Below are 11,638 nucleotides of genomic sequence, written 5' to 3' on the forward strand. Positions count from 1 at the left end.
TGATGATAACACAGGTAACCAAAGGCATTAAAATATCGGTACAGACTAGTTTTGAAGGCACATTCTTCAAAAACTATAAAATGCACTATGCGTTCGGTTATACTATTACCATTGAGAATCAAAGTAAAGATGCCGTTCAATTGACTTCTCGTCATTGGAAAATCTATGATTCTTTAAATGAAATGGAAACCTTAGATGGTGAAGGGGTAATTGGCAAAAAACCAGTAATTCAACCTGGAGATTCTCATACCTATAACTCTGGATGTTTGCTAACCTCTCCTATTGGTGCTATGAAAGGTCATTACAATATGACTCATCTTAGCAACTCTGAAAAATTCAGAGTATATATTCCTACGTTTAAATTTAGCGCCCCTTTTGCTCTAAACTAAATCCTTTTAACCTTATATTAGTTTTAAGTCCAACTCCCTTTTAGTACCTTTGGTCAACTTTTTAATTTAAAAATATTGACAATGGGTAAAGGTTTTTTCCAAGTTCCTACAGCTATTAATGAACCAATTAAAAGCTATGCACCTGGCTCTTCAGAAAGAGAAGCTGTTTTGGAACAATACAAAACATATTTTAACGGCAATGTAGATGTTCCTATGTACATAGGTTCAAAAGAGGTTCGAACAGGCAATACAAAACCTATGTCGCCACCTCACGACCACAAACACATTGTTGGTACTTACCATACTGCCGATAAAAAAAACGTACAAGCCGCAATAGATAATTGTTTAGAATCAAGAAACGCTTGGGCGAATTTAGCATGGGAGCAACGCGCTGCCATATTCTTAAAAGCTGCAGAATTAATTGCTGGGCCTTATCGGGCTAAAATTAATGCGTCTACCATGATAGCTCAATCAAAAAATATTCACCAAGCGGAAATTGACGCTGCTTGTGAATTGATTGACTTTTTACGTTTTAACGTAGAATATATGTCACAGATATATGCTGAACAACCTGATTCTGCAGAAGGTATTTGGAACCGTGTCGAATACAGACCTTTAGAAGGATTTGTTTATGCAATTACTCCATTTAACTTTACAGCAATAGCAGGTAACCTTCCTGCAAGTGCTGCGATGATGGGCAATGTCGTTGTTTGGAAACCTAGCGATAGTCAAATATTTTCGGCAAAAGTTATTGTTGACATTTTTAAAGAAGCAGGTTTACCTGACGGAGTTATCAATGTTGTTTATGGCGACCCAGTGATGATTACAAACACTATTTTGGCTAGTCCTGATTTTGCAGGAATCCATTTCACAGGTTCAACACATGTTTTCAAAGAATTATGGAAACAAATTGGAAATAATATTCACACTTATAAAACCTACCCAAAAATAGTTGGTGAAACTGGTGGTAAAGATTTTATACTTGCACACCCGACCGCAAACACAAAGCAGGTTGCTACCGCTATTTCCAGAGGTGCCTTTGAATTTCAGGGTCAAAAATGTAGTGCAGCATCAAGAGTATACTTACCAAAATCCACATCTAAAGAGATATTAGAATATGTAAAAGCAGATATCGAATCGTTTAACAAACCTGGATCGCCAGAAGATATGAGCAATTTTATCACCGCGGTAATTCATGAAGGTTCTTTTGATAAATTAGTGAAATATATAAACCAAGCGAAAGAAGATGAAAATGCCGAGATATATGCCGGTGGTAGTTTTGATAAATCTATAGGATATTTTATAGAGCCAACAGTTATTGTTACTACCGATCCAAAATACACAACAATGGAAACCGAACTTTTCGGACCCGTGGTTACGATTTATGTATATGATGATAAAGATTGGAAAGAAACCTTGCAATTAATCGACGGAACTTCAGAATATGCTTTAACAGGCGCTGTACTTTCAAATGACAGATATGCTATTGAAGAGGCTACAAAAGCATTACAAAATTGTGCTGGCAATTTCTATATCAATGATAAACCAACCGGCGCTGTTGTTGGCCAACAACCTTTTGGCGGTGCAAGAGCATCTGGAACAAATGATAAGGCTGGATCAGCTCAAAACTTATTAAGATGGGTATCTCCTAGATTAATAAAGGAAACATTTGTAACCCCAGTAGATTATAGATATCCATTTTTGGGATAATCAAACTTAAAAGGCTGAATTTAAATTCAGCCTTTTTTTTTTGATATTTTATTTAAATAAGGGTAATATCACACTAATATAATTTTTACTTTATCAATCTTAACACACTAATTATGAAAAAGTTACTATTAATTGCTGTTCTTTTCTCTGGCGCATTTTCTAACGCTCAAGAAGGGTTAGCGCAGACTACCATTAAAGCTGTTTTAACCAGCAATCAATCACAGGTAATTCAATTAGCAGAAGCATTTACTGAAGATAAATACGACTGGAGACCCGCAGAAGGAGTTAATTCTGTTGGAGAAGCACTTTTACATGTTGCATCCGGAAATTATTTTCTAGCATCTAAATTAGGATTTGCTCCACCAGAAGATGTTGATATGATGACTTTAGGGAAAATTACCGGGAAAGACAACATCATCGCAACCTTAAAAAAATCTAATGAATTTGTTTTAGAAAAAATTACCATGGTAGAAGATGGTGATTTGAACGAAGATGTTGATTTTGGCTTTATGAAAGCTAATAAATTAGGCGGACTTCTAGCAATTATGGAACATAATGGCGAACATAAAGGTCAATTAATTGCCTATGCGAGATCCAATGGGGTTGTTCCACCTTGGAGCGAGTAAAAATTCAGTTAAAAAAATATTAGCCTTCAACCATTTAAATGGTTGAAGGCTTTTTTTATACCCAATCCTTCTCCAGCATTATTAAACTAGGAATTACAACTATTGAATTGCCTTAGCATAGCAGGTTTCATTTCCAAACCAACCAATATTTAATTTCTCAAAAATTTAGGTATTTCTACCCAATTTGAGGTATTTCCTATGCCGAAATATAATTTCAATGTAAATTTAACGTTAATTAATTGTAAATTAAATGCTATTTACGGAACTTCATACGTCATTTAAAGTTAAATTCTTATGAAAACTCAAAAAGAAAAGATACCAATTAGCAGTTTCAAATTTCTAAGTTGGAAATCCATTAAACTATTTGTTCAAAAATACAGAAGAGCTTATTACCAAGCATTTAGTCTTTAAATCTAAGATAAGTACAGTAAAATCACCCTTTAAATTTCAAAGGCAGATAGACCATTTTTTTTGTTTCAAAAAAATCTTCTTTGAAATAATCCGTTAATTTATAGACTTCAGCCGTTTTATAGTCCTTTAGTTCTTCAAGCAAATCACCCCCTTTTAAGTACAATATTCCGTTACGAATAGAATGGGTCGATTCCTTTTTAATTTTTCCTTTTACCCAATGCACAAAGGTTGGCATCGCAGCAACAGCCCTACTGACAATAAAATCGAACTGACCCGGTATCTCCTCTACTCTGGCATTAATAGTTTTTACATTAGCTAACTGCAATCCTTCAACTACCTCATCAACTACTTTTATTTTCTTTCCGATAGAATCAACCAATGTAAAATGTGCCTCAGGAAATAATATAGCTAGTGGAATTCCGGGGAAGCCTCCTCCTGTGCCAACATCTAGAATTTTTGAACCTTCATTAAAAGTGATAAATTTGGCTATTCCGAGAGAATGTAAAACATGCCTTAAATAGAGTTCATCTATGTCTTTTCGAGAAACCACATTTATCTTTTGGTTCCAATCCTTATAAAGTTCCTCTAATCTTTCAAATTGTTCTTTCTGATTTATTGATAAATTGGGAAAATATTCAAATATGGTTTCAGCAGTCATCCTTATCTTTGTAAATAGATATTATTAGTATATTCACTATTGCAAAGATTTAGCTTTTAATTAAGCTATCAAACTATTATAGATTCAATTACATATAATTAAGTAAAAGATTACCCAATTATGGAACAAAATACCATACGATTTCCCCGAACAGATTCTGCAAAGTTTTTTAAGACTTTGAATAGTAGAGTCAATGATTATTTTAAAACGAATAAATTAAAAAAAACAGGTAATTGGAGACTTCACATTAAAACTTTTGTGATGTTCTCATTATTTCTCGCACCTTATTTTCTAATCTTAACTTTAGGATTGCCAAACTGGGCTAATTTTCTTTTGACAATTGTCATGGGCGTAGGTATGGCAGGTGTTGGCATGAACGTTATGCATGATGGCAATCATGGAGCTTACTCTAATAAAAAATGGGTGAACAAATTAATGGGCAGTAGTATTTATATACTCGCCGGAAATGTTTACAACTGGCAGGTTCAACACAATGTTCTTCACCATACCTATACCAATATTCATGAACATGATGAAGATATGGAAGCAGGTAGAATATTACGTTTTTCTAAACATGCCGAATGGAAAAAACATCATAAATTTCAACATTTTTATTCTGTCTTATTGTACGGTCTACTTACCTTCAATTGGGCCATTACCACCGATTTTCAACAAATGTATAGGTACATGAAGCGTAAATTATCATATGGTAAATTACCAAGTGCCACCATGAATTGGAGCACTCTAATCATCACAAAATTGCTATACATAACAATTTGGATTGTTCTACCTATGTTAATTTTGGACATTGCATGGTGGAAAATTCTAATTGGTTTCTTTTTAATGCATTATGTTGCAGGCGTTATATTAAGTGTAGTTTTCCAACTTGCCCATATCGTTGATGATGCCGATACGCCATTGCCAGACGAATCTGGTACAATGAAAAATACTTGGGCTATTCACCAACTATTCACTACCGTAAATTTTGGTACAAAAAATAAATTAGTGAATTGGTTTACAGGCGGATTAAATCATCAAGTTGAGCACCATATATTTCCTAACATAAGCCATGTTCATTACACAAAAATTTCGAAAATTGTGAAACAAACAGCGCAAGAATTTAATTTGCCATATCACGAGTATAAAACTACCAGAAAAGCTATAATTTCGCACTTCAAACATTTAAAAGAATTAGGCAAGGAGCCTACATTGCAATACTAGAAATTTATAGCACCCATGAGCAATCAACTTTCGGATAGAATAAACAGCGTTACACCGTCAGCTACTTTGGAAATGGCCGCAAAGGCCCGTGAATTAAGAGCATCAGGAAAAGACATCATAGGTTTAAGCTTAGGCGAACCAGATTTTGAAACTCCAGATTACATAAAAGACGCAGCAATTCAAGCAATTAATGATAACTACAATTCCTATTCTCCGGTAGATGGATATGTAGATTTGAAAAAGGCAATTATAACAAAATTTAAAAGGGATAACAACCTAAGTTATGAGCTTCCTCAAATCGTTGTTTCCACTGGTGCAAAACAGTCATTATACAATGTTGCCCAGGTTATTTTAAATCCTGGTGATGAAGTTATTTTACCTTGCCCTTATTGGGTAAGTTATAGTGACATTGTTAAATTGGCAGATGGTATTCCTGTAGAAGTGCCAACTTCTTTGGAAAATGATTTTAAAATGACTCCAGAGCAATTGGAAGCAGCTATAACACCAAAAACTAAAATGTTATGGTATAGCTCACCTTGCAACCCAAGTGGATCTATATACAGCAAAAAAGAATTGCGTGCACTTGCTGATGTTTTAATAAAACACCCACAAATCATTGTTGTTAGTGATGAAATTTACGAGCATATTAATTATGGAGTAACCAAACATGCCTCAATGGCTGAATTTGATGATATGTTCGATCGTACAGTTACGGTTAATGGTGTAGCAAAAGCATTTGCTATGACTGGATGGCGTATTGGATATATCGGCGCACCTGCTTACATTGCCCGTGCAACGAACAAACTTCAAGGTCAAGTTACCAGTGGTGCGAATTGTATTGCTCAACGTGCAGTTATAACAGCTTTAGAAGAATCACCTGACCGTATTCAATTCATGGTCGATGAATTTAAAGAACGTCGCAAGTTAATTTTAGGATTGTTAAATGAAATAGATGGTTTTAAATGTAATGAGCCTGAGGGTGCATTTTACGTATATCCAGATGTAACTGCCTTTTTTGGTAAAACATTAAACGGCACTAAAATCAATAATGCATCAGATTTCTCTATGTATATTCTAGAAGCAGCTAATGTAGCAACAGTTACTGGTGATGCATTTGGTAATGGAAATTGTATTCGTATATCTTACGCTGCATCAGTTAAAGATATTAAAGAAGCGATTTCAAGAATAAAAGAAGCACTGAAATAATATTCAACACATTATAGAATAAAAAAGTCCCTTTGATCAAAGGGACTTTTTTATTTTCAATTATCTATCTCCTTATGTTCGTTTCCAGAAATAAGGCGTTAACAATATTAATACTGTAAAGAGTTCTAGTCTACCTGCCAACATTAAAAAGCCACACCACCATTTCGCCAATACCGGCAAACTATTAAAATTACTTACCGGGTTTAGACTACCCAATGCCGGACCAACATTACCTAACGATGATGCCGCGCCACCAATAGCCGATTCAAAATCTAAACCTAAAAAACCTAATACAAGCGCACCAATAATAAAGAGTAACATATATAGCACAAAGAAGCCTATAATGTTATAAACGATTTTCTCCTTTACCGTTTTATTGTTGTACCGTACTGGTATAATGGCATTAGTATGTAATGTTCTTTTAAATTCTAACACACCGTTTTTAATAATCAATATGTGACGCATTACTTTAATACCGCCAGCCGTAGAACCCGCAGAACCACCTAAGAAAAACAACCCAAAAAAGAATATGGTTAAAAAGGGGGTCCATTGCGTAAAATCTGCACTTACAAAGCCAGTTGTAGTGATTACTGAAACTATTTGAAACAATGCATGCCTAAACGAGCTTTCTGCCTTACCCAAAACCATAGGGTAACCAGGTGTCATATCTGTTATGTTTGCTTTAAAATAGATAACCAAGGCTACTATAATCGTAAACACAATTACGAATCCAGCATAATATCGAAACTCTTCATCTTTAAACACCTTCTGTACTTTGCCTTTAAAAGCAAAATAGCTTAACACAAAATTACTACCTGCCAAAAACATGAAAAAGATAATAATGTATTGAATTAAGGGTTGATCATTCCAATAAGCAACACTTGCATTTTTAGTAGAAAAACCACCGGTAGACAATGTCGCCATTGCATGATTTATAGCATCAAAAAATGACATTCCGGCTGTTTGCAATAGAATTGTTTCCGCAATGGTATATCCAAAATAAATAAGCCAAAGTCGCTTTGCCGTATCGGTAATTCGAGGGTGTAATTTATCTGCACTTGGCCCAGGAGCTTCTGCAGAAAAAAGCTGCATACCCCCTATTCCTAATAATGGCAAAATAGCTATAGCCAATACGATGATACCCATTCCCCCAATCCAGTGAGTAAGGCTTCTCCAAAAAAGAATACCTTCTGGCATTACCTCTATATCATCCATAATAGAGGCTCCTGTGGTGGTATAACCCGATACCGTTTCAAAAAAAGCATTCGTAACATCAGGTACCGCTCCAGAAAATAGATAAGGCAACATACCTGAAATAGACATAATTATCCAACCAAAAGTAACAATAATGTAGCCCTCTTTTTGCTTTACTTCTTTCTTATGCCCTCGGGTATAATACATTGAAAAAACCCCAACAAACATGGTCGTTAACGATGCTAACGTGATACTAAGAGTAGCACCATCTTGATAAATACCACTTACTACCGCCGCCAAAAGCATAAAGCCTCCGTTACAAAGCAACAGCAACCCCATTAAATGAAATATGATTCTTAAGTTGAGCCGCATTTTAAAGGAACATTCGTTCAATTTTTGATATCTCAGAAGGCAAACAACAAACCACTACTCGATCACCCTCTTGGATTTTGAATCCACCTAGAGCAATATGACCAACACCATCTCTTACTACACCACCAATAGTTGCTGCTTTAGGAAAATTTAATTCCCTTATTGTCGCCCCAGTCACCTTAGAATTCTTTTTAACTATAAACTCTAGAATTTCGGCATTTAAATTATTCAAACGCATTAAGGCTACTACTTCGCCTTTACGAATATGTCTAAAAATATTATTAGCAGCTAACAGTTTTTTATTGATCAAGGTATCAATCCCGATAGAATGAGAAAGTTGAAAATAATCCATATTTTCAACCAAGGCGATGGTCTTCTTTATGTTCTTAGATTTTGCAACTAAGCATGACATTATATTGGTTTCTGAATTACCTGTCACCGCAATAAAGGCATCCATGGACTCTATGCTTTCCTCATCTAACAATTCAACATTTCTGCCATCACCATTAATTATTAAGGCATTAGGCAATTCATCTGCTAGATCAAAAGCTTTTTCCTTGTTCTTTTCTATCAACTTAACATTGAACTTATTGGCACAAAGGTCTCTGGCTGTTTTATAACCTACCTTACTACCTCCCAAAATCATAACATTTTTGATTTCAGCCTTTTTCTTACCCGTTAGCTTATAAAGTTCATCAACCCCTTTTTTTACAGTAATGAAATATACTTGATCCCCTTCTTTAAATAAGGTATCTCCTCTCGGTATAACTGTATATTGAGTACCTGTTCGCTGAAGTGCAATAGGCATAAAGTGTAGTTCTGGAAATATATTAGCAGCTTCTTTCACCATTTTACCAACAAAAGGAGCAGATTTTATTAAGGAAACACCTACCATAATTAGCTCACCATCCTCAAACTCGAAAGTATCATTAAAGGCCGACTTATTAAGCAGCATTTGAATTTCAGTAGCAGCTAAAGCTTCAGGAGAAATCAATTCATCGATTCCCAATTCAGAAAATCGCAATAATTCCTTATTGCTTATAAACTCGGTATTGGAAATTCTTGCGATAGTTCGCTTACAACCTAACTGTTTTGCCAGCATACACAATGTAATGTTGGTAGTTTCAGAAGAAGTTACCGCAATAACCAATTCAGAATCTTGCACTTGCGCATCTCTAAGCACTGCTATAGAGGTTGCATCACCCTTTAATACACGTATATCTAAATGATTATCTGCATAAGCAAGACTTTCTTTATCGCTATCAATTAAGGTAATATCCTGTGATTCATAGGAAAGTAACTTAGCCAAATGAAAGCCAACTTCCCCAGCACCAGCAATTATAATCTTCATTTAATTTATTAGACCGCTAACTATCAAGAATTCTTTAAAAATTCCACACTTATCTATATTACGTACTCAGAAGTATCTTGAAAACCGTAGCATTTATTATAGCACAAAATTACATAAATTAATTAGTTTAAAACTTATTTCCAGTTCTTTAACCATTTAAGAAATAACCACTCTCATTAAAAATAAAATTAGCCTTTCCTAAATCGTATCTTTGCAAAAAAAAGCGTACAATGTCTAAAAAAGTCACCCCTTATAAAGATTCTGATTTAGGAAAAAAGGAACAGGTAACTAAAATGTTTGATACTATTTCCAAAAATTATGATGGTTTAAATCGTGTAATTTCATTTGGAATAGACATTAAATGGCGCAAAAAGGTTGTTGAAATATTAAAAAAAGAACATCCAAAATCTATATTGGACATCGCTACAGGAACAGGTGATTTAGCAATTGCTCTTGTTAAAACGGGTGCTAAAAAAATTATCGGTCTTGATATCTCACCTGGCATGTTAGCCGTTGGTAAGGATAAAGTAAAAGATAAAAAGCTCGACAATACTATTGAAATGGTTGTTGGCGATAGTGAGAACCTAGTATTCGATGACAATTCTTTCGATGCTGTAACGGTGTCTTTTGGTGTTCGAAATTTCGAAACTCTTGAAACAGGCATGGCCGAAATACTAAGAGTTTTAAAACCTAACGGGTCTCTTGTCATTTTAGAAACCTCAGTACCAACCAAAACTCCTTACAAACAAGGTTATACATTCTACACTAAAAATATTCTTCCGCTTATTGGTAGAATGTTTTCTAAAGATAATTCTGCATATGGGTATTTAAGCGAATCAGCTTCTGTTTTTCCGCATGGGGAAAACTTCAACAATATTTTACGCGAAATTGGGTTTATAGATGTAACGAACAAACCTCAAACATTTGGGGTGGCATCAATTTATATTGCGAAAAAGGCAAGTACTACGCTTTAGATAGTCCGCTTTATTAATTTGATGACATACAATCGTAAACCTGGATATATGAAGAAATGGTTTTTTATAAGCCTAGCAATATTGTCTATGACTACTTCGTTGAGTGCTCAATTCAACGAAAGCCCCATATTAAATAAGCAAAACGAAGACAAGAAATTGTTGAACTGGGGTTATTTCTTAGGTTTAAATCAATATGATTTTAAGATAGAGTACAAAGAAAATGCTCCCGATATTTTGGTTAGCAAAAGTTTCGGATTCAATGTGGGCCTTATTGGAGAATTGCGTATTAATGAGTTTTTAGACTTACGATTTGAACCCGGACTGCATTATGGCTCAAGATTAATGGGTTTTACTGGTTTTGAGGAAGAGCGCGATGCTATTAGAGAAGTAAAATCTACCTATATAAACTTCCCTATTTTACTTAAAGCCAGCATGAAAAGATTTGGGAACTTCAAACCTTTTGTAATTGGTGGCGGATCAAGAAGTCTTAACCTAGGTAGTAACGAAGAAAGCCTTGACGACAATAGCTCCGGTACGTTTAGAATGAAAAAATGGGTGTACAACTACGAACTTGGCTTCGGTATTGATTTTTACTTAGAATACTTCAAGTTTACTCCTTCCATACGTGGTGTTTTCGCCATCACAGATGAACTTGTACCAGATCAAGACCCAAATAGTCCATGGACAGGCAATATTGAGTCGTTAAAAACAAGAGGTCTCTTTATCAATTTTACTTTTGAATAAATTTTAGCAATTAGCTCAATTTAAAATGCTATCATTTAAAAAGTTAGGCTCCGCTATTTTCTAATTTCGTGTAGTAAAATAGCTGTTGCAGATGCCACATTTAAACTTTCTGTTGTAATACCACCAAATTGAGGTATGGCCAACTTATCAGTGCATAATTGAGCAACAGAATCAGAAATTCCCTTTCCTTCGTTTCCCATTATTAGAATTCCTTTTTCTGGCAATTTTAAATCGTTGACACTAACACCGTCCATAAATGCTCCATAAATAGGAAGTTCGCTAGAACTCAGAAACGCTTTTAACTCTGTATATCGCATATGAACTCGCGTAATCGAACCCATAGTCGCTTGAAGCACCTTTGGGTTATAGCAATCTACAGTTTGAGGAGAACAAACGATATCTACCACGCCGAACCAGTCACACAGCCTAATGATTGTACCTAAATTTCCTGGATCCTGCACTCCATCAAGTACTAAAATCCAGTCTGACAGTACTTTTTGTTCCTGTTTAGGAATATAGAATACTCCAAGATATCCATTCGGATTTTTAAGACTACTTATTTGGCTAAGTTCCTTATTTGAAATTCGATTGACTTCTACTCCTTCTGTATTAAAATCATCAAAATCTACCGCAAATAATTTATACAGTTGCATATCAGACTTCAAAACCTCTTCTATAGTTTTTTTTCCTTCAACAACAAAAAGACCGTGTTCATTTCGGCATTTTTTTTGTTGTAGACTTTTGATAAGTTTCAATTCACTTTTGACAACCATTCAAATAAT

General features: G+C 34.8%; 11 protein-coding genes. 7 read left to right on the forward strand and 4 right to left on the reverse strand.

Annotated features, from left to right (window positions below; genetic code table 11):
* The first annotated feature begins 2 nt into the window (after positions 1 to 2).
* The 3 genes from apaG to BMY56_RS15840 all read left to right on the forward strand — a co-directional run bounded on the left by apaG (position 3) and on the right by BMY56_RS15840 (position 2,725).
* Positions 3 to 389: a Co2+/Mg2+ efflux protein ApaG gene (apaG, locus tag BMY56_RS15830; RefSeq protein ID WP_091626647.1), complete on the forward strand. Its 387-nt coding sequence runs from the start codon at positions 3 to 5 to the stop codon at positions 387 to 389.
* Between the two features lie 81 nt (positions 390 to 470).
* Positions 471 to 2,099, forward strand: a complete 1,629-nt coding sequence (pruA, locus tag BMY56_RS15835; protein ID WP_091626445.1) for an L-glutamate gamma-semialdehyde dehydrogenase — start codon at positions 471 to 473, stop codon at positions 2,097 to 2,099.
* A 113-nt stretch (positions 2,100 to 2,212) separates the two neighbouring features.
* Positions 2,213 to 2,725 (forward strand): DinB family protein, encoded by a 513-nt coding sequence (locus BMY56_RS15840; protein WP_091626448.1) that lies wholly within the window; start codon positions 2,213 to 2,215, stop codon positions 2,723 to 2,725.
* Between the two features lie 433 nt (positions 2,726 to 3,158).
* On the opposite strand, the gene rsmG is transcribed toward BMY56_RS15840, so the two are convergent.
* Positions 3,159 to 3,794: a 16S rRNA (guanine(527)-N(7))-methyltransferase RsmG gene (gene rsmG, locus BMY56_RS15845; protein WP_091626450.1), complete on the reverse strand. Its 636-nt coding sequence runs from the start codon at positions 3,792 to 3,794 to the stop codon at positions 3,159 to 3,161.
* Between the two features lie 120 nt (positions 3,795 to 3,914).
* On the opposite strand from rsmG, the gene BMY56_RS15850 reads away from it, so the two are divergent.
* Positions 3,915 to 5,015 carry a fatty acid desaturase family protein gene (locus BMY56_RS15850; RefSeq protein ID WP_091626452.1) on the forward strand — a complete coding sequence of 367 codons (1,101 nt, stop codon included), beginning with the start codon at positions 3,915 to 3,917 and terminating at the stop codon, positions 5,013 to 5,015.
* A gap of 15 nt (positions 5,016 to 5,030) precedes the next feature.
* Positions 5,031 to 6,221, forward strand: a complete 1,191-nt coding sequence (locus tag BMY56_RS15855; RefSeq protein WP_091626455.1) for a pyridoxal phosphate-dependent aminotransferase — start codon at positions 5,031 to 5,033, stop codon at positions 6,219 to 6,221.
* 72 nt (positions 6,222 to 6,293) lie between these two features.
* Here BMY56_RS15855 and BMY56_RS15860 read toward each other — a convergent pair whose 3' ends face one another.
* Entirely contained in the window at positions 6,294 to 7,787 is a 1,494-nt protein-coding gene (locus BMY56_RS15860; RefSeq protein WP_091626457.1) for a TrkH family potassium uptake protein, read from the reverse strand.
* Position 7,788: 1 nt separating this feature from the next.
* Positions 7,789 to 9,138 carry a Trk system potassium transporter TrkA gene (gene trkA / locus BMY56_RS15865; protein ID WP_091626460.1) on the reverse strand — a complete coding sequence of 450 codons (1,350 nt, stop codon included), beginning with the start codon at positions 9,136 to 9,138 and terminating at the stop codon, positions 7,789 to 7,791.
* Between the two features lie 230 nt (positions 9,139 to 9,368).
* On the opposite strand from trkA, the gene ubiE reads away from it, so the two are divergent.
* Together ubiE and porT are read left to right on the forward strand one after the other, a co-directional pair.
* Complete coding sequence (gene ubiE / locus BMY56_RS15870) at positions 9,369 to 10,112, forward strand: bifunctional demethylmenaquinone methyltransferase/2-methoxy-6-polyprenyl-1,4-benzoquinol methylase UbiE (RefSeq protein ID WP_091626463.1); 744 nt, start codon at positions 9,369 to 9,371, stop codon at positions 10,110 to 10,112.
* 48 nt (positions 10,113 to 10,160) lie between these two features.
* Positions 10,161 to 10,856, forward strand: a complete 696-nt coding sequence (gene porT / locus BMY56_RS15875; RefSeq protein ID WP_091626465.1) for a type IX secretion/gliding motility protein PorT/SprT — start codon at positions 10,161 to 10,163, stop codon at positions 10,854 to 10,856.
* 53 nt (positions 10,857 to 10,909) lie between these two features.
* On the opposite strand, the gene BMY56_RS15880 is transcribed toward porT, so the two are convergent.
* Entirely contained in the window at positions 10,910 to 11,629 is a 720-nt protein-coding gene (locus BMY56_RS15880; protein ID WP_091626468.1) for a TrmH family RNA methyltransferase, read from the reverse strand.
* Positions 11,630 to 11,638 lie beyond the last annotated feature (9 nt).

It is taken from the genome of Maribacter orientalis, assembly GCF_900109345.1.
GTDB lineage: Bacteria > Bacteroidota > Bacteroidia > Flavobacteriales > Flavobacteriaceae > Maribacter > Maribacter orientalis.